At 41.3% G+C, this 23313-nt stretch carries 29 protein-coding genes and 1 tRNA gene; 10 read left to right on the forward strand and 20 right to left on the reverse strand.

All coding sequences use genetic code 11. The annotated features are described in order from the left end of the window. Positions 1–54: 54 nt before the first annotated feature. Positions 55–498, reverse strand: a complete 444-nt coding sequence (locus tag SYN7509_RS0207570; protein WP_009632126.1) for a hypothetical protein — start codon at positions 496–498, stop codon at positions 55–57. Between the two features lie 335 nt (positions 499–833). After that, on the reverse strand, positions 834–2066 hold the full coding sequence (locus SYN7509_RS0207575) for a methionine gamma-lyase family protein (RefSeq protein ID WP_009632127.1): 1233 nt from the start codon (positions 2064–2066) through the stop codon (positions 834–836). 81 nt (positions 2067–2147) lie between these two features. Between SYN7509_RS0207575 and SYN7509_RS0207580 the strand changes: the two genes are divergently transcribed. After that, the gene (locus tag SYN7509_RS0207580) at positions 2148–2972 is read left to right on the forward strand and encodes an acyl-CoA desaturase (protein ID WP_009632128.1); all 825 of its coding nucleotides are present in this window, start codon (positions 2148–2150) and stop codon (positions 2970–2972) included. A 235-nt stretch (positions 2973–3207) separates the two neighbouring features. Here SYN7509_RS0207580 and SYN7509_RS0207585 read toward each other — a convergent pair whose 3' ends face one another. The 16 genes from SYN7509_RS0207585 to SYN7509_RS0207660 form a co-directional block, all read right to left on the reverse strand. After that, positions 3208–3984 (reverse strand): phycobilisome rod-core linker polypeptide, encoded by a 777-nt coding sequence (locus SYN7509_RS0207585; RefSeq protein WP_255327291.1) that lies wholly within the window; start codon positions 3982–3984, stop codon positions 3208–3210. Positions 3985–4017: 33 nt separating this feature from the next. Further along, positions 4018–4758, reverse strand: a complete 741-nt coding sequence (locus SYN7509_RS0207590; protein WP_009632130.1) for a phycobilisome rod-core linker polypeptide — start codon at positions 4756–4758, stop codon at positions 4018–4020. Between the two features lie 39 nt (positions 4759–4797). Further along, positions 4798–5640, reverse strand: a complete 843-nt coding sequence (locus SYN7509_RS0207595) for a phycobilisome rod-core linker polypeptide (protein ID WP_009632131.1) — start codon at positions 5638–5640, stop codon at positions 4798–4800. Between the two features lie 17 nt (positions 5641–5657). Further along, complete coding sequence (locus SYN7509_RS0207600) at positions 5658–6278, reverse strand: HEAT repeat domain-containing protein (protein ID WP_009632132.1); 621 nt, start codon at positions 6276–6278, stop codon at positions 5658–5660. Between the two features lie 11 nt (positions 6279–6289). Then, positions 6290–7090 carry a HEAT repeat domain-containing protein gene (locus tag SYN7509_RS0207605; protein WP_009632133.1) on the reverse strand — a complete coding sequence of 267 codons (801 nt, stop codon included), beginning with the start codon at positions 7088–7090 and terminating at the stop codon, positions 6290–6292. Positions 7091–7097: 7 nt separating this feature from the next. Further along, complete coding sequence (locus SYN7509_RS0207610; protein ID WP_009632134.1) at positions 7098–7346, reverse strand: phycobilisome linker polypeptide; 249 nt, start codon at positions 7344–7346, stop codon at positions 7098–7100. A 17-nt stretch (positions 7347–7363) separates the two neighbouring features. Further along, the gene (locus SYN7509_RS0207615) at positions 7364–7699 is read right to left on the reverse strand and encodes a phycobilisome linker polypeptide (protein WP_009632135.1); all 336 of its coding nucleotides are present in this window, start codon (positions 7697–7699) and stop codon (positions 7364–7366) included. Between the two features lie 80 nt (positions 7700–7779). Continuing rightward, positions 7780–8646 (reverse strand): phycobilisome rod-core linker polypeptide, encoded by an 867-nt coding sequence (locus SYN7509_RS0207620; RefSeq protein WP_369792307.1) that lies wholly within the window; start codon positions 8644–8646, stop codon positions 7780–7782. A 153-nt stretch (positions 8647–8799) separates the two neighbouring features. Continuing rightward, entirely contained in the window at positions 8800–9288 is a 489-nt protein-coding gene (gene cpcA, locus SYN7509_RS0207625; protein ID WP_009632137.1) for a phycocyanin subunit alpha, read from the reverse strand. 69 nt (positions 9289–9357) lie between these two features. After that, positions 9358–9882 carry a phycocyanin subunit beta gene (locus SYN7509_RS0207630; protein ID WP_009632138.1) on the reverse strand — a complete coding sequence of 175 codons (525 nt, stop codon included), beginning with the start codon at positions 9880–9882 and terminating at the stop codon, positions 9358–9360. Positions 9883–10399: 517 nt separating this feature from the next. Continuing rightward, entirely contained in the window at positions 10400–11344 is a 945-nt protein-coding gene (locus tag SYN7509_RS0207635) for an RluA family pseudouridine synthase (protein WP_009632139.1), read from the reverse strand. Further along, on the reverse strand, positions 11341–12012 hold the full coding sequence (locus tag SYN7509_RS0207640; protein WP_009632140.1) for a Uma2 family endonuclease: 672 nt from the start codon (positions 12010–12012) through the stop codon (positions 11341–11343). Before SYN7509_RS0207640 ends, SYN7509_RS0207635 begins: the two co-directional genes overlap by 4 nt. Before the next feature lie 69 nt (positions 12013–12081). After that, positions 12082–12858, reverse strand: coding sequence for a uroporphyrinogen-III C-methyltransferase (gene cobA / locus SYN7509_RS0207645; RefSeq protein WP_009632141.1), 777 nt, complete (start codon positions 12856–12858; stop codon positions 12082–12084). After that, complete coding sequence (locus SYN7509_RS0207650) at positions 12858–13622, reverse strand: sirohydrochlorin chelatase (protein ID WP_009632142.1); 765 nt, start codon at positions 13620–13622, stop codon at positions 12858–12860. Before SYN7509_RS0207650 ends, cobA begins: the two co-directional genes overlap by 1 nt. A gap of 87 nt (positions 13623–13709) precedes the next feature. After that, a complete protein-coding gene (locus SYN7509_RS0207655) occupies positions 13710–14090 on the reverse strand; it encodes a DUF4359 domain-containing protein (RefSeq protein ID WP_009632143.1) in 381 nt (126 codons plus the stop codon). 66 nt (positions 14091–14156) lie between these two features. Then, entirely contained in the window at positions 14157–14831 is a 675-nt protein-coding gene (locus SYN7509_RS0207660) for a TIGR04283 family arsenosugar biosynthesis glycosyltransferase (RefSeq protein WP_009632144.1), read from the reverse strand. 244 nt (positions 14832–15075) lie between these two features. Between SYN7509_RS0207660 and SYN7509_RS0207665 the strand changes: the two genes are divergently transcribed. The 9 genes from SYN7509_RS0207665 to SYN7509_RS0207705 all read left to right on the forward strand — a co-directional run bounded on the left by SYN7509_RS0207665 (position 15076) and on the right by SYN7509_RS0207705 (position 22170). Continuing rightward, positions 15076–15528 carry a hypothetical protein gene (locus SYN7509_RS0207665; RefSeq protein WP_009632145.1) on the forward strand — a complete coding sequence of 151 codons (453 nt, stop codon included), beginning with the start codon at positions 15076–15078 and terminating at the stop codon, positions 15526–15528. 104 nt (positions 15529–15632) lie between these two features. Further along, entirely contained in the window at positions 15633–16634 is a 1002-nt protein-coding gene (locus SYN7509_RS0207670; protein WP_009632146.1) for a multicopper oxidase domain-containing protein, read from the forward strand. Between the two features lie 32 nt (positions 16635–16666). Then, complete coding sequence (locus tag SYN7509_RS0207675) at positions 16667–17674, forward strand: ComEA family DNA-binding protein (protein ID WP_009632147.1); 1008 nt, start codon at positions 16667–16669, stop codon at positions 17672–17674. A gap of 5 nt (positions 17675–17679) precedes the next feature. Continuing rightward, on the forward strand, positions 17680–18126 hold the full coding sequence (locus tag SYN7509_RS0207680) for a ferritin-like domain-containing protein (RefSeq protein ID WP_009632148.1): 447 nt from the start codon (positions 17680–17682) through the stop codon (positions 18124–18126). Positions 18127–18253: 127 nt separating this feature from the next. Beyond that, complete coding sequence (locus SYN7509_RS0207685) at positions 18254–19213, forward strand: FTR1 family iron permease (protein ID WP_009632149.1); 960 nt, start codon at positions 18254–18256, stop codon at positions 19211–19213. 4 nt (positions 19214–19217) lie between these two features. Further along, entirely contained in the window at positions 19218–20000 is a 783-nt protein-coding gene (locus tag SYN7509_RS0207690) for an MOSC domain-containing protein (RefSeq protein WP_009632150.1), read from the forward strand. A 359-nt stretch (positions 20001–20359) separates the two neighbouring features. Continuing rightward, a complete protein-coding gene (locus tag SYN7509_RS0207695; protein ID WP_009632152.1) occupies positions 20360–21112 on the forward strand; it encodes a TIGR04255 family protein in 753 nt (250 codons plus the stop codon). Beyond that, positions 21109–21651, forward strand: a complete 543-nt coding sequence (locus SYN7509_RS0207700) for a hypothetical protein (protein ID WP_009632153.1) — start codon at positions 21109–21111, stop codon at positions 21649–21651. The genes SYN7509_RS0207695 and SYN7509_RS0207700 overlap by 4 nt, the downstream gene beginning before the upstream one ends. A gap of 9 nt (positions 21652–21660) precedes the next feature. Next, positions 21661–22170, forward strand: a complete 510-nt coding sequence (locus SYN7509_RS0207705) for a hypothetical protein (RefSeq protein ID WP_009632154.1) — start codon at positions 21661–21663, stop codon at positions 22168–22170. A gap of 50 nt (positions 22171–22220) precedes the next feature. Here the strand turns inward: SYN7509_RS0207705 and SYN7509_RS0207710 are convergent. After that, positions 22221–22305: transfer RNA gene (locus SYN7509_RS0207710), tRNA-Ser, on the reverse strand. Positions 22306–22346: 41 nt separating this feature from the next. Next, positions 22347–23309 carry a TIGR04168 family protein gene (locus SYN7509_RS0207715; RefSeq protein ID WP_009632155.1) on the reverse strand — a complete coding sequence of 321 codons (963 nt, stop codon included), beginning with the start codon at positions 23307–23309 and terminating at the stop codon, positions 22347–22349. Positions 23310–23313 lie beyond the last annotated feature (4 nt).

The raw sequence follows: 23313 nt of genomic DNA on the forward strand, positions 1-23313 counted from the left end.
CATCCCTTTAAAGTACACCATACTAGATCGCGGCCCAAAACCAAAAATATCAATCTAGATTGATACTTGGCAACACGGTTTAGGAAGACAAGGGCATCTTAGTGCCATCATCCCTACATCATTAATTTTAAACTCAACAATCACAGGGTGTTCTTCCGAGATAGTTACATCGCGTTTCAATAAAATACTTTTAAAAGTAGGTAGCATTTCCGCTTTACTAAAAATCTCAACTATCTCTTGTCCAATAGTTTCATTTAGCTTTATTTGTTCCAGGACTTCTATATTGCTTCCGTTGGCTTGGTCCCAGTAACAGAGGGAACTTGATGAATCAAGCTCCCTTTGACAATGTAATAAAGTTTCGTCACCCCACTTAAATTTTACTGTAATGGGTTCGTTGGTTTGTATACCTTGAGTTTGTAACATTTTACTCAAGCCAAACTCAATTTCAGCTCTAGTTAAAGCTTGGATTAATTCTGTAGCAACGTCATTATCTATCATCTTTTCTGTTCTCCCAAATAGATTAATTTTACGAAGTCAAATTGTACTAATAGCAATGGTGATATTTACTGTAAAATGCTTGTACAACTTAAAATAGTAAAATGCAAATTTTACTAAGCTTATTTACTATCAATTAAGTTTTTCAAACTATTGAGACTATTTAACAAGTAGTACAATTTATTTCTAATACAGCAGGAATTTAGGCAATTTCGGATAATTTTGTCCAATTATTACTTGAGTTTGCGGGCGATCGCACTCCAACCTATACGTCAGAATCTGGCTAAGGCGAAATTTTTAGGCGATCGCTCTCAAAATAAGGTTCTAGAAACCAAGATTTAAATTGCTTCTACAGCAACAATAGCAGCTTCAAGAGCGATCGCCACGTGCGTCCAATGAGTCCCCCCCTGACAAAACACTACATAGGGTTCTCGCAAAGGGCCATCAGCAGAAAATTCGGAGGTACTACCATCAATAAATGTGCCGCCAGCCATTACCAACAAGCTCTCGTAACCCGGCATTTCTCCCGGAACGGGGTCTAAGTAGGAACCGATGGGAGAATGCTGTTGGATCGCCTTGCAGAAGGCAATTAGTTTTTGCGGCGAACCCAGTTTAATTGCTTGAATCACATCCCGTCTAGGAGACATTGGTAAGGGATTAACAGGATAACCAAGCTTGTCAAATACGTAAGCTGTTAAGTGATTGCCTTTAATTGCTTCTCCTACCATTTGCGGCGCAAGAAAAAGCCCTTGAAAAAGCAGCCGATTTTGGTCAAAGGTTGCGCCACCATAACTACCAATTCCCGGAGCAGTCAAGCGGCAGGCAGCAGCCTCTACTAAGTCAGCGCGACCCGCAACGTAGCCACCAGCCGTCACAATTGTGCCGCCAGGATTTTTAATTAGCGATCCCGCCATCAAATCCGCTCCTACGGCAGTGGGTTCTTTGTCTTCGATAAATTCCCCATAGCAGTTATCGACAAAACAAATAGTATTAGGATTTTGCTGTTTAACGATCGCCACAATTTTTTCTATATCGTTAATAGATAAGCTAAAGCGCCAAGAATAACCGCAGGATCGCTGAATTAAAACAAGCTTTGTGCGATCGCTCACTCCTTGTTTTAAATTTTCCCAAGCGATCGTTCCTTCGGGAGTTAGATCCAATTGGCGGTAACTAATGCCAAAATCTAATAGTGAACCTTGTCCGTTACCTCGGATACCAATCACTTCCTCTAATGTGTCGTAAGGAGTACCAGCTACTGCTAACATCTCATCCCCAGGACGGAGAACGCCAAACAAAGCACAGGCGATCGCGTGAGTGCCAGAAACAAACTGCACTCGCACGGCGGCGGCTTCTGCGCCCATTACTTGAGCAAATACTTGATCTAAAGTTTCCCGTCCTAGGTCATCATGTCCGTAGCCACTTACTCCGGCAAAATGATGAACCCCTACCCGGTGATCACGGAAAGATGCTAAAACTTTTTGGAGATTTTGCTTGACCTGAGAGTCAATTTTATAAAAAATAGGAAATAGTGCTTGTTCTGCTGAACTTAGCACCTGGGCGCTGTTAATCATGACTTTTTTCGCAATCGAGATTAGTGAACTATTTATAAATTCACGTAAGATCGGTAAGACTATTCGTATTAAGGGTACTGCATGACGATTGCCACCTCAACCAAACCCACACTCAACTGGGTAAATATCACTTTTTTCGCGGCTCTACATATTGGCGCATTATTTGCCCTACTTCCCAGCAATTTTAACTGGAGAGCAGTAGGCGTTGCCTTCTTTCTATACTGGGTAACTGGAGGCTTGGGGATTACTCTAGGATTCCACCGCCTAGTTACTCACCGCAGCTTTCAAACTCCTAAGTGGCTAGAGTATTTTCTAGCTCTTTGCGGAACCCTTGCTTGTCAAGGTGGCCCTTTTGAATGGATTGGAATGCACCGTATACATCACTTGCATTCTGACCAAGACTTAGATCCGCACGATTCTAATAAAGGTTTTTGGTGGAGTCACTTAGGTTGGATGATTCACCACGCCCCTGCTCAAGACGAAATTTCCCGCTATATCAAAGATATTTCTGACGATCCTGTTTATCAGTTTTATCAAAAGAATATGATCGGGATTCAAGTTGCTTTAGGAGTAATACTTTTACTCCTCGGCGGCTGGTCTTTTGTAGTTTGGGGAATTTTCGCCCGTGTAGTAGTGGTTTATCACTGCACTTGGCTAGTAAATAGCGCAACTCACAAGTTCGGTTATCGCAGTCACGAATCTGGAGATAATTCTACTAACTGTTGGTGGGTAGCTTTACTGGTATTCGGTGAAGGTTGGCACAATAATCACCATGCTTTTCAGTATTCGGCTCGTCATGGTTTGCAGTGGTGGGAATTCGATTTAACTTGGCTAACTATTCGATTGCTGCAAACTTTAGGTTTAGCAACAAACGTTAAACTAGCGGCAATACCTGTAAAAGAGTAGATTCTAGCTTGTTAGGCTGGGCATCAAACTTAAAACAAAAAATTTGTCTGCCTTTTTTAGTCCGTAGATTAAATAAAAAGTCGCTTCACCTTCTGGAGCGGCTTTTTTACTGGCACAAAATACAACTGGGTTTAGCCTTTGCTAAAACTTGATAACAAACCAATATTGGCTATTTACCAAATTAAAACAGAAACTAAACCCAGTGAAGACACGCTAATTAAATTATCCTAATTTTCTAGCGTCTGCCCCGTACCGGAACTAAGCTTAAGTAATCCAAGTCAAAAGCCGAGACTTTCTGCGCGTAGTTATTTTTTGTATTAACGGCGGCTGCCATTTCGCGGTATTTGCCGGGATCTCCTTCGGGAAGACGGCGTTCTTTGTTCTTGCGGCTGTAGTATTCGTCCAAGGTAAAACGCCAATCGGTCTTGACTGTGCCTACTTGTTCGCGGTAATCTTCGCCGTAACGAGGAGTTACCAGGTTAAATGGTCGTCCTTCCATCCGCTTGCGTTGGTAAGGTACAACGTTGTCGCCAAAAGCGTCGGTATACTCTGGAGAATCGATTAAGGCATCTACAAAGCCATAGAAACCCAAAGTCCCAATTTTAATTGACCAAGCAATTTCTTCAGCTTTGTTGTAAGCACAACGACCCAAAAAGCGCTTGAGACAAATATCAACTAAACGATAGTTATTGTTAACGCCAACAACTAATTCGTAAAACCGCGCAGATTTTGCAAGTCCCCGGATAAAGTCGCGGATGGTAATGCTGCGATTTTTTACTTGGGATTCTAGTTGAATTTGACGGTTAGCTTTCAGGGTTTCGTGTTCGCTAAAAACTTGGCGATAGGTTGCCCAAATTATCTCTTGAAGCGCGGTAGCTGAATCTGCGTCTTCAATCCGATAGATGTAAGGTGTGTCCTCATCAAGGTCTGCCTTACCGAAGCTGGCGACGCGATGATTTTGAGTTGTTGGCTTGTATTCAAGCAACGGTAGTTCCATGCTGCTTTTCTCCATTAAATAGGGTGAATAATGTAGTCAAAACGACTTTTATAACCGAGTAGGAAAGCTCGCCGAAGGATTAATTGAAACGGCGGCTTCTTTATTATCTCGCGTCATGTCAGGAATTTGAATGTTAGCTGTTTGAACGGGTTGAGGAACAACAACGCGGATACTGAGGCTTTTTGCCATATCCATAAAGTTGTTGATATCGCCCCACTTGTAGCGCTCCGTTTCTAGTTTGTCACGCCAGTAGTTGCCATAGCGAGGGGTAACTAAGTTAGTTGGTCTATCTTTGTAACGGCGGCGTTGGAAGGGTACGGTATTATCGCCAAAGCTACTACGATATTCTTCACTATCGATTAAAGCATCTACAAAGCTACCCCATCCTAGAGTTGCAACTTTTATTGACCAAGCAATTTCTTCTTCTTGGTTGTAAGGCGCTCTCCCTAGTAAGCGTTTGAGACATAATTCCACTAAGCGGTAGTTGGAATTGGTTTCTACTACTAAGTTGCGGAAAGCATCAGACTTTGCTATTCCTCGGATAAAATCGCGGACGCTAATCGAGCGGTTTTTTAGCTGCGATTCTAGCTGAACTTGGCGGTTAAACTGTAAAATTTGGTGTTCGCTGAGAACTTGGCGGTAAGCGGCGTTGATTAAGTCTAGTACGTCGTTGGGATTTGAGCAGTCTTCAATCCGGTAAATCCAGGGCGTATCTTCGTTGGATACTTCGTAGCCAGCAACGCGCTGATTTTGGGAAGAAGGTTTGTAGTCAAGTAAAGGGATTGACATGGTAATAACTACGGGTGAGTTTTGCTGTGAACAAATTGCCTATACCTTGGGGTTCGCTGCGGGGATGTAGCGGTAGGGTAAGGCGGCTTCTTTGGGCTTTACGGTACGTTCTATCGAATTTTGTCCTTGAGTCATATCGAGAAGTTCCATATTTTTGACTTGGGACGTAACGGAGGCGATGGTGCGCTGGTAGTTGTTTTCGGTAAGTAAAAGCCCTCCAGCCATAGACATAAAGTTGCTAGGAATAGCTTTTCTGACTACTTCTTTGGTAACTTCTCCCGTTTGGCGGGTTTGATAGAAGGAACGCCCACCGATCGCTCGCAAAGATTGGCGATCGCGGAAATCATTGCCATAGCGAGGATTAACTAGGTTAAAGGGGCGATCTTTATAACGGCGACGTTGGTAAGGAATAATATCGTTACCGAAGTTTTCGCGGTATTCCTCACTGTCTACCACTGCGTCTATAAAGCCATGTAAGCCGCGAGTAGCAATAACAATTGACCACGCGATTTGCTCGTCTTGATCGTAACTAGCGCGTCCCAAAAACCGCTTAAAAGTGATATCTACCAAGCGATAGTTAGAATTTGTCTCCCCAACTAATTCCCGGTAGACTTCCGACTTACCCAATCCCCGGATAAAATCGCGCACTGTAATCGCCCGATTGCGTAATTGCGATTCTAGGTATAGTTGGCGGTAACTTTCTAAAATTAAATGTTCGCTGAAAATTTGCCGATAACCTGCCCAAATTAGATCGTTAATGTCTGTACCGGTGGTAGCATCGGCAGCGCGATAAATTCTTGGTTTATCTTCGTCGGGGACTTCATAGCCTTCAACGCGCTGGTTTTGCGTTTTTGGTGTAACTTCAAGTAATGGTATTGACATAATAAATTGACCTGTTTTTATACTTGAGATAAAACTTGTTGCGCCCAGTGGAGGCGCGATCGCACTCCTACATCCGATTCCGTTTGACTTTGCCCGTCAAAATGACTCGTTATTTGCGCTTTTAATTCGGGAATCTTTGCTAGTGCTTGCAATCCCACCGTCGCCGCGTAACGAATTGACCAATCAGTATCGCCGGAGATTGATAAAAGCGTTGCCATTGCTTGCTGTTGAGCCGGATAAACCTGCTCTGGGTTCAGTCGATCCCATTGCAACCTTCCTAGACCAATAGCTGACCCCCGACGGACGCTAGGCGCAAAATCTGTAGTGGCCGCATTGATAAATAACTCTAGAGCGCGGGGGTCGCAAATCGCGGCTAATGCCCGAATTGAATACGCTCTTGCTCCATAGTTGTACTCATCTAATTGTTCCATTAATGGTTGCACGGAATCCGTGCCTAGTTCAATTAGTCCAGCTACGGCGGCGATCGCGGCGGCGGGGTTGTTATACCCCAATACAGCAATTAAAGTAGAAATTGCCTGTTTATCCTTAACGGCTACCAAAGCCTGCACTGCTGCCACTAATTGGGCAGGTTCAGACGCTTGTTCGACGGATTGGATTAGTTCTTGTAGGGCTGTCATTGAAAATTAGCTTATAGTAGAGAATCCATAAGACTCATTACCCGAATAGCATCAGATAAATTGGCTTGGAGGGCAAGATGTTCTAATAATCCCTTCAGAGCAATTAACTTAAAACTGCTTTCTACAGAACATTGGGCGATCGCTTCGGCAGCAGGTAAATAACCAATTGCCCCTAAATCCGTTAAAGCTACCCGACGTAACTTGACATCGCTACCCTTTAGTGCATCAACTAGACGTTGTCCGTAGACATCATTTTGAGTCAGTTGGTACAGAGCGCGTAAGGCGGCGTACTGTACTTTGACTACAGGCTGGTTTAGGAAGCTTTCAATTAGTGGCACGGTTTCTGTTGCGCCCAAACTGCCCAAGGCTTCGATTACAGCTTCACAAGGCTCTAGTGAGTGAGGTCTTCCGGTAACTTGCTTTGTTGCTTCTGTTCCACTATTTAGTAGCAATTTTAAAGCGGGGATAGCCGTAGTAGCGCCGAGCATTTCCAACGATTGAGCAGCAGCTTCGCGCACGTAGAAGTCAGAACATTCCAAAGCTTGAATTAAGCTATCAATAGCGCTTTTATCCTCCAATTTGCCCAACGCTCTAGCCGCATTGCGACGCAAGGGGTAGTCTCCAAGCTCGGTGCGGTGATCTTCGTCAGCTAAGGCAACAATTAAAGCGTCTACGGCTGCTTTTGTGCGGATGCGAAATTTTCCCAACCACCAAGCGGCATAGTAACGCAGACTCAAGTCTTCTTGCTGCAAAGAGGCGATCGCACTTTCCTCGGTCAACGGCGTTACGGTTTCAGGACTAGAATCCACCATCGGAGCTTTAGCTTTTAGCAGACTCGCTAGTTAAAGATTCTATATTCACAATTTTGCCGCCTAAACGAGTAATTCTTTGCATTTCCTCATTCATGCGGCTGTATGGCACGGTAACAAATACGCTACCACTGCGCCGAATACCATGATTATTTTTGTCTGTTTCTTCGTTTTGCTTTAAGCCCGTAACTTCGTAACGAAATACCCGACTAGCAGAGGAAGAAATACCGCCAGTCCCGACGATTGTTTGACCGAACATTGTGTTAGCTCCTATAGTTATTTTGCTTTTTCTTGAGCGCCGGTCGCTTTACTTTTACCTTTAGCTTCAAGGTTTTGATTAGCGGTGGCCGCTTCAGTTTTTGCTTGACTATTGCTATCTTCTAGTGTCAACGGTTTAATGCTAACGATTTTGCCGCCCATGCGGTTGATGCGGTGCATTTCTTCATTCATGCGATTGTATGGCACGGTAATGTAAAAGCTGCCACTCTCACGAATCGGATAGCTGAGTTGGTCTGATTCGTAGGTTTGACGCATTCCCTCAACTTCGTAGCGGAACATCCGATTTTCGGCTCCACTAAGCCTGCTACTACCAAGTGCAGTTTGACCAAACATCTATTATTGCTCCTGTAAATTAATAAATAGCTGTTAGCTCTTAGTTGAATTAAATTCTCCAATTGCTAACAGCCTACAGCTTAAGCTGGTGTAACGCTGACGATTCTGCCGCCTTTTCTGACGATTTCTTGGTACTTTTGCGATAGTCGCTCGTAGGGAACCATAATTGCTGTAGCACTACGGCGCACGTAAGGATAGCCTGGTTGCAAAATTCCTGTTACTTCAATTCTGAACATCCGTCCGCTTTCTTGGGGAGTCCCGCCCAAAGCTTTAGCCGAAGCGGAGTCTTGAGGAATAGAGCCGCCATGTCTCCAACTTGAGCCGCCACCAGAAGGCTTAACGATTGTCCCGGCTTTGTTTTGACCGAGTTCACGCGTTAACCTAGGAGACTTTCCGCCGACAGATCCGCGATCGCTACTAGCATAACCTCGATACAACCGAAACATTCTAGTAAAGCCTACGGTTCTAACTCCCGCATCTACCATAAATCCGGTGTAGTAAGGAACAACGCTATTGCCAAACTTTTGCTCGTATTCGATGCTGTCAATGTAAGAATCAATATCTACATCGTAGCCTTGCTCCTCGCACTGCCCAGTATGAATTGCCCATTCAGCTTCATCGTAAGGAGCGCGACCTAAAAGGTGCTTAAAATTGACTTCAACAAAACGTTGATTTGAATTGGGGTAGAAAAATTTATTTTTGTATAACTCAGATTTGGCTACCGCCCGGACAAATTCGCGTACTGTAATGCTTCCTTGTCTTAGTAACGATTCTGCCGAAACTAGGCGCTCGGATTTCATGATATAGTCGTTACCCAATACCTGACGGTAAACGGCTCGAATTACCGTTTGTAAGTCGCTCTCTGTCCAATCTGGTCGCAATTCAATTCGTGAAGAAGCATCGAACGCAGAAAGCCCAAGCGATCCTGCGGCTGCTAAAGTGTTCACCATTAAAGCGCTCATAAACCGTCCCTATGCTGTTATTTAGATTTTTATAATGAGGCTCTTGAAAAACAATGCCCGGAAAAATTAGTAACTGTTAGCAACAATATCTCTCGTGCGCCAACACTCACTTATTCTTCCGGGCAAACTACTCTAAAACTAGCTTAGGGCGCTAATTGCGTAGTCGATGTAGGTGTTGGTTTGGTTGGCTTCTTGTCCGCTCATACCATGATTTGCTTTGATGTGGTTCAAAGCTTCGATGTACCAGCTAGGAGATAGCTCGAAAGAACGGTTGATTTCATCCAATCCAGCAATTAGATACTCATCCATTGGTCCTGTACCACCAGCAATTAGGCAGTAAGTAATCATCCGCAAGTAGTGACCAATGTCACGAGCGCACTTAGCTTTACCGCGTGAATCGGAGGAGTACTGAGGCCCTTGCATTTGGGTGGTGTAGGGGAATTTTTGGTAAACTGCGTTTGCAGCACCGTCAATTAGCTTTTGAGCGCTTTGTGTCAAACCACGCGCTGCATTTAAGCCAGCGTTAGCTTGAGCAAATCTACCATTAGCTGCTTGTAATTCAGTATTGCCCAAAAAACGTCCTTGGGTATCAGCAGAGGCGATCGCTTCGGTAATTGGTGTTTTCATTTTTTAGATTTCTCCTTTAAACTTGTTTTGCAATTTTTTTTCAAGTATTTGACTTAACTAAATCGTTAGTTAAGCAACAGAAGATGCAGCGCGGTCGAAGTAGCTTGCTAATTCAGACATAATTGCACTGCAATCGCCTTGAACAATACCGGAAGCTTTGGCATCATTAGCGATGTTGATGGCGATATCTTTCATTTTTTGTACGCCAGAAGCAGTTGAACCGCCGGGTACGCCCAATGCTTGGTAAGTTTCGCGCAAGCCATTTAGGCAGCGATCGTCTAGTACACTAGCGTCACCAGCCATTAGTGCGTAGGTAACGTAACGTAAGATAATTTCCATGTCGCGCAGACAAGCTGCCATACGACGGTTGGTGTAAGCGTTTCCGCCTGGTTGGATTAGTTGAGGCTGATCTTCAAACAAAGCGCGAGCAGCGTCAGAAACGATGCTAGAAGCATTTGTGCTGATCCGGTTTACTGCGTCAATACGCTTGTTGCCTTCTTTAACCATATTTGACAGCGCATCAAACTGATTGCCGCTCAAAAATTCACCTTTTGAATCAGCCTGAGAAACTACCTTAGCGAATGCGTCTAACATGAACTCAATTCTCCTAATTGCTTAACTTTTGAGTGCAGTTTTGCTAAAAAGCGAAAATGTTGGATAGATAGAACAGACACAAAAAACATTTTATTCAAGTCGCCGATCGTTTTTTCTCTTAGTTCCTTTTAAAGTTTTAAACTTTAAAAGCGAGAAATCTGAGAAATTTCTTTTTTATATGAGAAATGAGCGAACTTGACTAAATCATGGCTTTGGCTGTTGTTTATCCTCTCTAGGTTATGTTTATACAATGCTGTTGCGACCATGTTTATTACAAATTATTAATGCTAAATTTTGACGGATTTTAGCAGCCGTCTTCACCTAATAATCAGGGTTTCCAGCTTTTACTTATCTAATTTATTGTTACAAAACTTAGTAGTATTTATACTTATACAAAGTTTGTTGAGACGCTTAATATTATTTTTATAATTGACCAAATGCAGTCCTAAAGAGAGATTCAGACAAAATGAGAATACTAAAATAAATAATTATGTAAAGTTACATAACAAAAATATTTCTAAATATTGCTGATAATTGCGGAAGTTCTACGGCGTAGAACCTCTAAAAGAGTCAAAAATGCTGTGGGTAGGGGTGCAGTAACTGAAATAAAGTCGCTAGTTACAGGATGGATCAGTTGAAGTTTCCAAGCGTGGAGAACTTGACCAGGGAGATTTACGCCGATATTTTTACCAGAACTATAGAGGGGATCGTTAACAATAGGATGTCCGATATAAGCACTATGAACGCGAATTTGATGGGTGCGCCCAGTTTCTAGCTGAAAGTGCATCAAGGTGTAGTTGTCTAGCCTTTCGATAATTTCCCAATGGGTAATAGCATTGCGCCCACCTTTTTCGATGGGGACAACTGCCATTTTTTTGCGGTCTACGGGGTGGCGACCAACGGGAAGGTCAATTTTGCCCTTTGGGGTAGCTGGAACGCCGTAGACAACGCCTAAATAGTCTCTCCGGGCTGTTTTAGCTTTCAGTTGGGCTTGCAAGTGTTGTTGAGCAAAATCTGTTTTGGCGATCGCAATTGCGCCTGTTGTGTCTTTATCTAAACGGTGGACAATTCCCGGACGTTGTACGCCACCTATTCCCGGTAAATTGGGACAGTGAGCTAAAAGAGCGTTTACTAGCGTTCCGTCAGGATGACCGGGAGCGGGATGAACGACTAAACCCGCAGGCTTATTGACAATTAGCAAAGCATCATCTTCATAGAGAATATCTAGGGGGATGTTTTCAGCTTTGAGGTCTAGAGGTTGGACATCGGGAATTTGGATTAAAATGTGATCGCCTTTTTGGACGGTAGCTTTTTTAGAAAGGCAGATTTTGCCATTAACTTGAACGTTTCCTTCAGCAATTAGCTGTTGGAGACGAGAACGAGATAAATCGCTGAGATTTTGGGCAAGATAAAGGTCTAATCTTTCGCCATTTTCTTCAATTTGCAAACTAATTTCTATCACAGGTTTTCTAGATCAATTCCTCGTTCTTGAAGCAAAGCGCGGAGAGCTTGCAATTGAGTTTCGGCTTGTTCGGCTCGTTGTTGGGCTTGTTGTCTTTGCTGTTCTACTTCTAGATAACTAAGAAATGGTTGACCATCAGGGCGATAAATTTTTAGTTCGCTTGCAGACAATTCAAATCTTATGCCTAAACGCGGACTTACCCAACCAGCTACTTGTTCGATAGCTTCTAGTTCGTCTTTAGAGCGCAGCCAAAGCAACAATTTGTTACTATCTGGGTCATAAAGATAGTATTCTCCTACCCCGTAGCGTTGATAAAATCGGTGTTTGTTATTCATCTCCTTAGTGGTATTTCCAGGGGAGAGAATTTCAAAAACTACTTGAGGAGCAATGTTATCTTCTTGCCATTGTTGATAAGAACCGCGTTCACCTTTTGGTCTACCAAAAGCAACCATTACATCGGGAGCAACTCTAAGCTTATTATTGCCTTCAACGGGATACCAAAGTAAATCGCCAGCTACAAACACATTGGCATCGTTCGCTAATAGCAAATCCAAGTTTTTTTTAATTAGTACAATTAATTCAAATTCCTTGGTATTGTCTGCCATCGGTTGCCCGTCACTGTCGGGGTAAATGATATCTTTTTGAGTGACAGATTCGGAGGCTACCATTGCTGTTATCTCAATTATTGAGGGTTATGTTATTGATTTTAACTGCTTACTTGGCGACCAAAGTAAAAATTACATAATTGGGCGATAGCTAGGCAAAATATGATGTAAGTTTACAACTTCCCCAATAACTGCGATCGCCGGGGCGCTAAATTGAGATATTTCTACTTGCTTGACAATTGTCGTTAACGTCCCGATTAATTCTTCTTGCTCAATTCTCGTACCCCAACGCACTAAAGCAATGGGAGTATTGGCGCTTAATCCAGCTAATTGCAACTGCTCGACAATATGGGCTAAATTGTGAATTCCCATGTAAACGACAATCGTTTCTGAACCATGAGCGATCGCCCTCCATTTGACGATTGGGCGGTACTTCCCTGCGCCTTCATGCCCGGTCACAAAGGTGACTGAGGAGCTATAGTCTCGATGGGTTAAAGGTATACCTGCGTAGGCTGGGGCGGCAATTCCTGACGTTACACCAGGCACAACTTCTACTTTTATTCCAGCTTTTACTAAGTCTGCCATTTCTTCGCCACCGCGCCCAAATACAAACGGATCGCCGCCTTTTAAACGTACTACTACCGCGTTATTTTGGGCTTTAGCTATTAATAATTGCGTAATTTCATCTTGACTTAAAGAATGACGACCCCGACGCTTTCCGGCATCTAGTTTTTCTGCTTGAGGATTAATCATTTGCAAAATTGCCGCACTAACCAAAGCATCATAAACTACGACATCGGCACACTCTAATAATCCTTTACCTTTGAGTGTAAATAGTCCTGGATCTCCTGGGCCTGCACCTACTAAATAAACTTTACCTAAACACTTTTTAACTGTGTTATCGTTCATTACTCAATTAAATTAATAATTAAATTTGCAAGTTCTGTACTAGCGCCTAATGGTTCTACTAATTGAACATTTATACCTGGGAATTTGAGTTTTAGTTCGTTAACCTTAGCCAGTATTGCATCAGTAATACCACCTGCAAATAAAAAGTATGGCACAATTCCAATTTTTTTATAGCCATTACTCTTTAACTTTTCTACCTGTGTCTCTAAGCTTGGCGAAATCGCCCAGTAAGCAGAAGATGCGCCTATTTTACGGGCAATTTCTTCAATAGGGGCTTTAGAACTAGGGCGACGGCTACCATGAGCAATTAAAATCCAGGCTTCGGCGGTAGTATTTGCCATTTGTTTTTTTAATAACTCAATTAAGCCTGGTTGAGTACCTAAATGAGTTTTCAACTCTATAGTTACTTTTGGGTTGCTTATTTGCCGCGCTTTTGCCACTTCCTGGGGTATATCTTCCATGACATGAACCCCAGAAAGCAGAAATAAGGGTAAAACTTGTAATTTGTCGTATCCACAAGCTAAAGCGCGATCGCATTTTTGTTTAATCTGTGCGTGTAAAGGGAGCGGATCTAGCTCTAAGTAGGCTACATCTACTAAGGGTTCTAGAATTGCGATCGCACTGGTGGCATTTTTATAGGGGTACTTGCCTTTGTGGGCATCCTCTAACTTATGCTGATAAATTAGTTTGGCTAGTTGCTCCATCGCCATTTGAGGACGCGGATCTCGGCTTCCATGAGCTACTAACAAATAGGCTGAAGGCATTGGGTAAGTATTTAGTTGCAACTACTTGTACTTATTTTATTAACATAGGCGATCGCATTTTACTTTATCTGTATATTTTGCTGCATCTTATTGTTGTTCGGCAGAATAAGTATAAAAGTTTTGCATTACTCCAAGTGTTTTAAAGCGATACAGAGGCACAACAGAAGTAATTGATATGTTAGTGCGATAAATACTAAACAAGATAAAATTTTGTCTTTGCGTACTGCGAACAATAATTTGCTGTATCTGCGGGCGATTGGAGTCAATTAAGGAGGCGCAAGAGCCTTGAACTAGAGTTTCAAAGGCTTTGGGTACTTGAGTGCAAACATCATTTTTTAAGTAAGTAGTAAGTTGTTCTACTGCATATTCTTCATAGGTTGCGGAATCTGGATTAGTTATCGCCATAGCTGTTACTACTCCAGCTAAAACAAATAAACCAATGGATGCAAGCGGTTTTAAGCTTTTCATTTCTAAATAATTTTCATTATTTATTTTTGATATTAATTCATCTGTGCCTACTACACACTGATCTAGTTATCTTTGATACCATGTAGCAATTTTATTAGGGGAAATACCAGTAAGGTAAGCAATAATTGCTACTTGATTAATGAAAATAGTCTGAATAATTCCCAACTTTTGCCAGCGCCTTTTTGAAGTGACAACGGGAGTAGAAATAATTGCAATTTGTCCTCTGCGTCGCAAACGACAAATTAGCTCAAAATCCTCCATAATTGGCAAATTAGCAAAACCACCTAATTTGTGAAATAGTTTGGCATCAAGGAATATAGCTTGATCTCCATAGGGTAACGCAAAAATGCGCGATCGCACATTTACAGCTATTTCAACTAATCTTAGCCTCCGCAAAGAACTATCAATTCTCAATGCAAACGCACCCGCCGCAATTTTTCTAGCAATTGCTTGATGAACCATAGTATCAAATTGTCTCGGCAAACGAGTATCGGCGTGCAAAAATAATAAAATCTCTCCGGTGGCGACTTGTGCGCCTAAGTTCATTTGCTGGGCGCGATTAGCACAATTAGAGAGCAAAACCTTAACTCCCAAGGCTTGCGCTATTTGTACTGTATTGTCTTGGCTACCACCATCAACAACAATTACCTCTGCATTTTTTGTACTGGCGAGGGTATCGGCAATATTTTCGGCTTCATTTAAAACCGGAATAATTACAGAAATACGAGTAGGATGGGTCAAAATCTAGTTATTATCGCCAGGAAAACGGAACAATTTTACAGGAAATGTAGTCAACAATAACAAAAATTGTCATCGGTCAAATCATCGATCGTAAGTATATTAGCTAGAGAGACTGAGTTAGAATAGTTCTCAGTACAAAGAGTAGTGAAAAGTCTTTATTTGACTTTAAGCAAATAGCGTTGACGATCGCTTCTTATCCTACAACACAAGATTAAAGGCTTTTTAAGTCTGTTTTTTACTCATCATGCTTACCCAACATCGCTTGCCTGTAAGTCTGTCTCTAGTCTCCACAGACCTACCTCTGTGGTCAGTTGTAGAAACTTTTGCAACACTATATCAAAAAACCTGTGAGCAGTTCCATATAGTCTTACATGAACCACCTTTGCAGCATCTAGAAGTAGCTACTCCCCGTTTGCTGTGGCTAGATATTTCCCCTCATCGAGTGACTATGAGTATGCAAGCAAGTGGAAAAGTAAGTTATCGTCATTCATGGCAACAAGGGACTTATGGCTATAGCTATTATTGGCTGCAAAGTCAGTCGTTCAAACCTCAAGAACAACTGCGATTGCGAAATTTTACTTGTAATTTAAAACTTGTAGGGCGGACAATACCCGAAAATTTGCGCTTGGAATATGAGTTGTGGTCGGAAAAAGTGCAAATGGGACGCTATACATTGAATTTAGATATTCATCATTAACTTATTGAGAATTATTGACGATAAGAACTGCGATCGCCTATACTAACCATTGGACGTAATTGCAAATAATTTGCAATAAATAGTAATCAGCGCGATCACACAATATGGGCAACGATACACTACAAGCTAAGGCACAGCTACGATTGAGCCGCCGACAATTTTTAGAAATTGCTTTAGCTGGGGTAGGTATTACGGGCGCAGCCCTTGCTTATCAAGCAATTAATCAAAAGTCTGTACCTGTGCGGATTCCCAATAGTTCATCTAGCGACTTGCCAGAAGATAGCAATAATCCGATGGCAATAGTGCGAGATTTTGATTACGGGACGGTAAAACAGGAAAAAGGACGGACGATTAGAGAGTTTAAAATTGTTGCGGAAAATTCCACAATTGCTTTAAATAGCGCGGTTAATTTTAATACTTGGAATTTTAACAATCGGATTCCAGGGCCAACATTAAGGGCAACTCAGGGCGATCGCATCCGCGTAGTATTTTACAATAATGGCGGACATTCCCATTCTATGCACTTTCACGGCATTCATCCGGCGGAAGCTGATGGTTTGCGCCCAGTACGTCACGGAAATGCCGCAATTTACGAGTTTGATGCCGAACCTTTTGGCGTTCAATTGTACCATTGCCATACTGACCCCGTAACGCGGCATATTAGCAAGGGATTGTATGGAATGTTTATTATCGATCCTCCTAAACCCCGCCCCCCAGCCGATGAGATTGTATTAGTTATGGGAGGATTTGACACAAACGACGATAACATTAATGAGTTTTACGCTTTTAACGGACTACCAAATTATTATAAAACTCATCCGATTCCTATCTATCAAAATCAGCTAGTGCGGCTTTATTTACTCAACATGATTGAGTTCGATCCGGTGGCTACTTTCCACCTCCATGCTAACTTTTTTCAAGTTTATAAAACGGGTAGAACTCTTAAGCCTACAGAAGAAAGCGATGTAATTACAATGGGGACGGCGGAGAGACATATTTTAGAATTTGCTTACAAATATCCGGGCAAATATATGTTCCATCCTCATCAAGATGCGATCGCGCAATCAGGTTGTATGGGTCTATTTGAAGTTATCCCAGCTAGTTAACAAAGTTTTTCCAATAACACTAAATAAGTACCATGTCTATTATCAAGTTTTTGTTTCTCACTTTGGCGGCGGCTATGCTTTCAGTTTTATTTAGCTGCAATCAAACGCCGTCAGTTGTAGCACCAAATGTCTCGCCTAGTAACGTTTCTAGCCCGGCGGTAGTAGCAACAGGCAAAAACAAAATCAATATCAACAATGCTATTTTGTCGGAGTTAGATAAACTAGAGGCAAAGTTAGGTATTCCGGCTTTATCTAATCAAATTCAAGCGCAACGTCCTTATGGAAGCCCAGAAGAATTAGTAAGTAAAAAAGTTATTAGTCAAGCGCAATACGAGCAAATTAAGGACATTGTGACAATTGAAGACATTGTGCTTACAGGTGTTGCTAAAGATGTTGATTATATGACTAAGCTGGGATTAATGAAGGGACACTTGTTAGTAGCTAAAGAACTCTTAGATTTACAAAAACCTGCTCAAGCTGAACCTCATATTGGACACCCAGTAGAAGAAATTTATATCGATGTAGAAGACCAATTAAACGAGCGTAATGTCCCGGAATTTAAAACAAGTTTAATTAGTTTGCAAGACCTAGTAAAAGCTAAATCGGCGAAGGTAGATACTAATTTTACTGAAGCAGTGAAATCGGTAGATAATGCGATCGCAGCTTTACCAGAAGTAATGCGATCTTCACCAGAATTTGTTTTACAAGTAATCAATGGTTTGCTAGACACGGCTAATTCTGAATATACCGCAGCGATCGCTAATGGCAAAATATCCGCCGCTATTGAGTATCAAGACTCGCGTGGTTTTGTCAACTATGCAGAGGAGTTATACAAAGGTATTTCCAGTCAAGTAAGTGCAGGAAATGCGGACACTGATAAATCTATCACGACTAACATGAGCGAATTAACTAAAAATTGGCCCACCGTTATTCCTCCAGCAACTCCTGTCAACCCTCCATCTTTAGTTACACAGTTGATTAAAACTATTGAAAAAGAGTCGCAAAAAGTGGTAGACAGTAACACCACTGCCCAACAATAAAAATTATGCGCGAACTTGACACAGAAAAAGCGATCGCTTTGCTTAACTCCATCATGGAATTTGAACTAGCTGGGGTAGTACGTTACACCCACTATTCCTTGATGGTGACAGGCCCGAATCGTATCCCGATTGTAGAATTTTTTAAAATGCAAGCAACAGAATCTCTTACCCACGCCCAGCAAGTAGGGGAGATTTTGACAGGTTTAGAAGGGCATCCCAGTTTGAGAATTGCCCCAATGGAAGAAACTTTTCAGCATTCAGTAAAAAATATTCTGGAAGAAAGTTTAAATCACGAAAAGAAAGCACTAGAATTGTATAAAATATTGCTTGATACTGTCAGCGATGCCAGCGTGTATTTAGAAGAATTTGCGCGGACAATGATCGGAACAGAAGAATTACACAACATACAAATCAAAAAAATGTTGCGCGATTTTAGCGGTAATGGAATTTAAGACAAAATATGATGGCAGAGGCGGATAATTTTATTAACCCTCTGCCTTTAAAAAATCGGCGTTGCTAAAAATGTGACGATTTTCTTACCAATTACCCATTACCAACTCAGCAACGCCAAAACAAACTATGAATTTTAGTGCAGCTATACCTACGTTTGTAATTACTCTCCGCGAAGGAGTAGAAGCAGCTTTAGTAGTAGGAATTGTCCTAGCTTGCTTAAAAAAAGCTGGGCAAAAGGGCTTAAACTCTTGGGTTTATGCGGGTGTAGGAGTAGGAATTATTGTTAGTGCAATAGTTGGAATACTTTTTAGCCTTGCAATCCCCATCATTAGCGCCGCTAATCCAAAGTACACGACGGTAGTTGAACCCTTATTAGAAGGCGGATTTAGTGTAATTGCGATCGCTATGCTGAGTTGGATGTTAGTGTGGATGACTCGCCAAGCTAGATTTATGAAAGCCCAAGTAGAAGGAACAATTAGCGCCGCTTTGCAAGACAAAAATGCTGGCTGGGGCGTTTTTACCTTAATTTTGATAGCTGTAGTGCGAGAAGGCTTTGAAACCGTACTATTTATCGCTGCCAACTTTCAACAAGGCTTATTTCCTGCTTTTGGGGCGATCGCGGGGGTAATAACTGCCGCCGCAATTGGTGTAATGCTGTTCCAATGGGGAGTTAAAATTAACATCCGTTTGTTTTTTAAAACTATGGGAGTGTTATTGCTGCTAATTGTCGCCGGATTAGTGGTAGCAGCTTTGGGACACTTTGACGTAGCTTTTGCAACGCTGTCACAAATGGATCGTTCTTCTCAAGGTTTGTGCTTTTACTACGAAAGGTTTACTAAAAACCCTTCCTGTATATTGGGTGCGAGAGTTTGGAATACATCAAAAATCCTGCCCGATGACCAGTTTCCAGGGATAGTATTTAATGCTTTATTTGGCTACACAGAAAACCTGTTTATCGTGCAAGCAATCGCTTATGTCGTGTTTTTGTTAACTATAGGTGGTATCTATTTTCAGAGTTTAGGCGGTAAAGTAAGTAAAAAAATTGAAAATTCGCCTCAATTACCGTTAAAAACTAGACCCGATTAAGCTTATGAATAGTACGGCATTAGTCAAAGAATTATTTACGCATCCAGTTAAAGGTTTAACTCCCCAAAAATGCGATCGCGTATTTTTGCAAGTAGAACATGGTATCCCAGGCGATCGCGCTTTTGCCTTAATGTATGAAAGCGTTACTACCGATGTTCCCGACACTGCGATACCTTGGATGCAGAAAAAAAACTTTGCCATGCAGTGCGATTTACCAGTTTTAGCAGCTTTAAATTGTCAGTACGACAGCAATACAACTATTTTGACAGTTAAACAGAACGATAGAGAGTTAGTAAGTGCTGCAACTAATAATCAAGCAGGACGCGATCGCCTAAGTAGCTTTTTTAGCGAGTATATAGCCCCCCACCGCCCTCAAAAAGGAACTTTGCGCCTAATTGGAGATCCAGAAGGTAAAACTCGGTATAGCGATCGCCAACCTGTGCATATATCCTTAGTTAGTCAAGCAACTTTAGACGCACTTTCTAGCGCCGCAGGACAAGAAATAGATGCACGGCGATTTCGCCCTAATGTTGTCCTAGAAGGAGTACCAGCTTGGGAAGAATTTAATTGGGTAGGACAAGAATTACAAATAGGACAAGCAAGAATTAGGATCTCTGCGCCGATTACTCGCTGCTTGAATATTGATGTCAATCCCGATACCGGAGAACAAGATATTAAGCTTTTTTCTTTGTTAAAGCAGCACTTCCAGCATCAAGAAACGGGCGTAGTAGCGCAAGTAATTAGTAGCGGCGATGTAGCGGTAGAGGAGCGCTTGATTAGAGAGTAAATAGGGTGCGCGATCGCCAAATAGATTAAGACGTTTGATCGCTAAGTCGCCGTCATCAGGAATTCACTCAATGGTGTACTTTTAGACCACCTTCGCAGATGGGCGATCGCTCGAAAAAAAGGTAAATTATCTAGTAAGCTTAAAAGCTAAACTAGGTATGTATATAATTGGTGTACTGTATCTCGGTTTCTAACCATAACACAATACAAAGATACTATTGGAACTAGGAAGTTACTTTAAGTTTTACAGATAAATGCAAGCACGCTCGTTTAGAGGTTGTTAAGCTTGGTGATGAACATAAAAAAATGAACAATCTATTATTTTTCATAGGTAAAATCATTTTTGATTAAAGGTACATAATGAGGCTTGCTAATTCTCCAATTGTTGAAGCAATATTCGATATAAAGGTCGAATTATCTGATGAGTTTCAAGTAAACGAACTTTTAGCATTCCGGGAAAAAGTCGGAGGAAAATATCCTAATAACAAACCACAGATGGAGTTTTTGGGGCAGCTTAATTTTGAAGTAAATTTACCTCTAGAAATTCAATCATCATCCAGTCATTTAGGGTTTATTTTTATTTCTGATGATGAAAAAAAGATTGCTCAAGTTAAATTGGATGGCTTTACTTTTAGTCAAGTCAAACCATATCAAAATTGGAAAGATTTTTATGAAGAAGCTTACAAGCTATGGCAGTTCTATGTAGAAATTGCAGCTCCTAAAGCGGTAAAGCGTGTTGCTTTACGGTATATTAATCGAATTTTAATTCCTTCAGCAGAACAAATAAATTTAAAAGATTATATGAGAATCTTACCGGAGACTCCTGATACATTTTCAGTAACAATATTAGACTATTTTCTAAGAATCGTGGTAGCTAATCAAGAAGATAGTAACGTCAGAGCAATTATTAATCAAACTATTCCAAGAGATGATCAATTAGATTTAGAAAAGGATAGCATACCTTTAATTTTAGATATTGATGTATTTCAAGAAAACGATCTCACTATGGATGATACTGAAATTAGAAATATATTTGAAAATAAATTGCGTAAGTTTAGAAGCAAAATATTTGATGAGAGCATAACAGATAAAACAAGGAGTCTTTTTCAATGAGTTCAACACTTACTATACTAAAAGACGAAAAAAATACTTTTACTAACTCTAGTCAAGGTACAAGTAAAGAGCAGGGAATAATCATTCATGAGGCTAAAAAAGCAATAGCTCATGTACGAATGACTCGGTTGTCAATGTCTTCTGTCTCTTACCATTTATTTAGTAGCTCAAATATTTCTGAATTTGAGGATAGAGTTGAGGAAATCTATAATCAGCTATTAGAAGGTCGTACACTATTTTCGGATAGAGATATAAGCTTTCTAGAGGCAATAATTGATCGATTAACAATTTCACAATTGTTAGCTTTAGCAAGGCTTTTTGGACCTTTCCTGGAAAAAAATCGCTACTCACAAAAAGCTAGTAGTATGATAAAAAAGCTCCTTCGGCATTCTTGTCCAGAAGCAAGATATGCAGCATTAGAAGCAATAAGTTTTGCTTTAGGTGAAGTGTCAATTGCTGAAAGTATGCTTGAGGAAGCAAAAGACATACTTAAAAATGAGACAAGTTCTTTTGTATTGGATTATTTAGAGTCACTATAGGATTTATGAGTGCTACGGTACTATAGAAGCGTTGGTAGTCTTACTAAATGGCAAAAAGGCAGAGAGATGCGTGCTATTCCAGATGAATATGCAAGCGCTTATTTAAAAGATATCAAGCAGGGAACCGGACTTCCTTCTTTATGGCTGGCGGAAAGCGAGTGTGATTTGGAAAAGATTGCCCTAGGAATACTACTAAGAAAGGGCAATCTTGACAATATTAGATTAGTTGGCTTCGATAGTAATTGTTTTAGCACCGTAGGCATTCAAGTAAAACAGAAAGACGATCTTGAATTTCCAGTACATACAGTATGTCACCTTCACCACGAACTATCTACTTCGGAAGATGAAAAGTTAAAATCTGCTATAGAGATTTTTTTTAGAGGTGAAGGTGGATTTAAAGAATTTTTTAAATCAAATCTAAAAGATACTAATATGCGCCTAATTTCTGCTAAACATATTGGTGAAGTGACAGATGCCTACAAAGGAAAAGCTCAAGAATGGGGACGCATCTCTAGTTAAAAAGCAAGAACTTTATCATTAAATGTTTTGATTGTTTTGTCTTAAAGCAACGGAGAAGGGGAGATTCGAACTCCCGGAAGCTTTCACTTCATCTGATTTCAAGTCAGACGCAATCGACCACTCTGCCACCTCTCCAATTTATCAGTCGGTCAAAACTGACAGATAACCATCATACCTTACGATCGCACTGGCTGCACTACTTGATTTGGTTGCTGATAAACAATTTCTTCTGATACCACTGTAAAATCCTTGCCTACCCAAACTAGAGAGGCTTGAGTAACTACTCCAGCTTGTAAATATACTAAAGAGAAGTTTCGCAGCACGTCCCTTTGAGGAGTTGTGATAATTCGGGGAACGCGCGCCGCATTTAGATACATTGTTCCTTCAGGACTGACTAAAAACGTCTTTCTTAACTGTTGTTTTGTATACCTTAGATCGTGGTGCATATGACCGAAGGTAACTAAAGGAATAGTTTTACCTAATTTTCGCACTTGAGCGATCGCTTCTGTCAAATCAGGATCGCCATAATCGCCGCCTAGAGGTTGCCAATCTTTCCCACAGGGATCATCGGCGTTACTTCCTAAACCTACGGGCCCATTATGACCAAGAAATATTATTGTTTCATAAGCTGCGGTTTCGGCGGCGGCTACTATTTTGGCTGTAGACTCGGCAAAACTTGTAACTCCAAACCTTTCTTTGTAAAATTCGGCATTTTTCCAAACTTCTCCACCCCAGCTAAACGGACGGCTACCAACTACAGTGAGTTTTAAGTCAGGAAAATCGAGCTTACCATAACCTACATGAATTTCTTTTAATAAATCTATCTGGTCTTGAACCCAATCTTCTTTTTGGCGATCGTAGGGGCATTTTTGTTTACCCCAGTCTGAAGCGCTGTACCATGCGTCATGATTGCCAAATACTGCGGCTTTAGGCAGCTTTACTGCGGCAATTTCTCGTACTACCTGTACCGATTCGTTGCCAAAATCTCCCACAAATAATACTAAATCTACACCCAAATGCTGAAGGGCGATTTCGTCGGCGGTTTCCCAGCGATCGTGTATGTCTCCGACAACAGCGATTTTAATCGATTTGCTAGAGAAAATATTATCTTTTTGTTCGTGCGTTCTCTGGCTGGTCATCCCT

The organism is Synechocystis sp. PCC 7509 (genome assembly GCF_000332075.2).
In the GTDB taxonomy this organism is placed as follows: Bacteria; Cyanobacteriota; Cyanobacteriia; order Cyanobacteriales; family Chroococcidiopsidaceae; genus Aliterella.

What these genes read in the sequence shown, in the direction of transcription:
- SYN7509_RS0207570 (WP_009632126.1), bottom strand. Translation starts at nt 498, where the DNA reads ATGATAGATAATGACGTTGCTACAGAATTAATCCAAGCTTTAACTAGA.
- SYN7509_RS0207575 (WP_009632127.1), bottom strand. Translation starts at nt 2,066, where the DNA reads ATGATTAACAGCGCCCAGGTGCTAAGTTCAGCAGAACAAGCACTATTT.
- SYN7509_RS0207580 (WP_009632128.1), top strand. Translation starts at nt 2,148, where the DNA reads ATGACGATTGCCACCTCAACCAAACCCACACTCAACTGGGTAAATATC.
- SYN7509_RS0207585 (WP_255327291.1), bottom strand. Translation starts at nt 3,984, where the DNA reads ATGGAGAAAAGCAGCATGGAACTACCGTTGCTTGAATACAAGCCAACA.
- SYN7509_RS0207590 (WP_009632130.1), bottom strand. Translation starts at nt 4,758, where the DNA reads ATGTCAATCCCTTTACTTGACTACAAACCTTCTTCCCAAAATCAGCGC.
- SYN7509_RS0207595 (WP_009632131.1), bottom strand. Translation starts at nt 5,640, where the DNA reads ATGTCAATACCATTACTTGAAGTTACACCAAAAACGCAAAACCAGCGC.
- SYN7509_RS0207600 (WP_009632132.1), bottom strand. Translation starts at nt 6,278, where the DNA reads ATGACAGCCCTACAAGAACTAATCCAATCCGTCGAACAAGCGTCTGAA.
- SYN7509_RS0207605 (WP_009632133.1), bottom strand. Translation starts at nt 7,090, where the DNA reads ATGGTGGATTCTAGTCCTGAAACCGTAACGCCGTTGACCGAGGAAAGT.
- SYN7509_RS0207610 (WP_009632134.1), bottom strand. Translation starts at nt 7,346, where the DNA reads ATGTTCGGTCAAACAATCGTCGGGACTGGCGGTATTTCTTCCTCTGCT.
- SYN7509_RS0207615 (WP_009632135.1), bottom strand. Translation starts at nt 7,699, where the DNA reads ATGTTTGGTCAAACTGCACTTGGTAGTAGCAGGCTTAGTGGAGCCGAA.
- cpcA (WP_009632137.1), bottom strand. Translation starts at nt 9,288, where the DNA reads ATGAAAACACCAATTACCGAAGCGATCGCCTCTGCTGATACCCAAGGA.
- SYN7509_RS0207630 (WP_009632138.1), bottom strand. Translation starts at nt 9,882, where the DNA reads ATGTTAGACGCATTCGCTAAGGTAGTTTCTCAGGCTGATTCAAAAGGT.
- SYN7509_RS0207640 (WP_009632140.1), bottom strand. Translation starts at nt 12,012, where the DNA reads ATGGTAGCCTCCGAATCTGTCACTCAAAAAGATATCATTTACCCCGAC.
- cobA (WP_009632141.1), bottom strand. Translation starts at nt 12,858, where the DNA reads ATGAACGATAACACAGTTAAAAAGTGTTTAGGTAAAGTTTATTTAGTA.
- SYN7509_RS0207650 (WP_009632142.1), bottom strand. Translation starts at nt 13,622, where the DNA reads ATGCCTTCAGCCTATTTGTTAGTAGCTCATGGAAGCCGAGATCCGCGT.
- SYN7509_RS0207655 (WP_009632143.1), bottom strand. Translation starts at nt 14,090, where the DNA reads ATGAAAAGCTTAAAACCGCTTGCATCCATTGGTTTATTTGTTTTAGCT.
- SYN7509_RS0207665 (WP_009632145.1), top strand. Translation starts at nt 15,076, where the DNA reads ATGCTTACCCAACATCGCTTGCCTGTAAGTCTGTCTCTAGTCTCCACA.
- SYN7509_RS0207670 (WP_009632146.1), top strand. Translation starts at nt 15,633, where the DNA reads ATGGGCAACGATACACTACAAGCTAAGGCACAGCTACGATTGAGCCGC.
- SYN7509_RS0207675 (WP_009632147.1), top strand. Translation starts at nt 16,667, where the DNA reads ATGTCTATTATCAAGTTTTTGTTTCTCACTTTGGCGGCGGCTATGCTT.
- SYN7509_RS0207680 (WP_009632148.1), top strand. Translation starts at nt 17,680, where the DNA reads ATGCGCGAACTTGACACAGAAAAAGCGATCGCTTTGCTTAACTCCATC.
- SYN7509_RS0207685 (WP_009632149.1), top strand. Translation starts at nt 18,254, where the DNA reads ATGAATTTTAGTGCAGCTATACCTACGTTTGTAATTACTCTCCGCGAA.
- SYN7509_RS0207690 (WP_009632150.1), top strand. Translation starts at nt 19,218, where the DNA reads ATGAATAGTACGGCATTAGTCAAAGAATTATTTACGCATCCAGTTAAA.
- SYN7509_RS0207695 (WP_009632152.1), top strand. Translation starts at nt 20,360, where the DNA reads ATGAGGCTTGCTAATTCTCCAATTGTTGAAGCAATATTCGATATAAAG.
- SYN7509_RS0207700 (WP_009632153.1), top strand. Translation starts at nt 21,109, where the DNA reads ATGAGTTCAACACTTACTATACTAAAAGACGAAAAAAATACTTTTACT.
- SYN7509_RS0207715 (WP_009632155.1), bottom strand. Translation starts at nt 23,309, where the DNA reads ATGACCAGCCAGAGAACGCACGAACAAAAAGATAATATTTTCTCTAGC.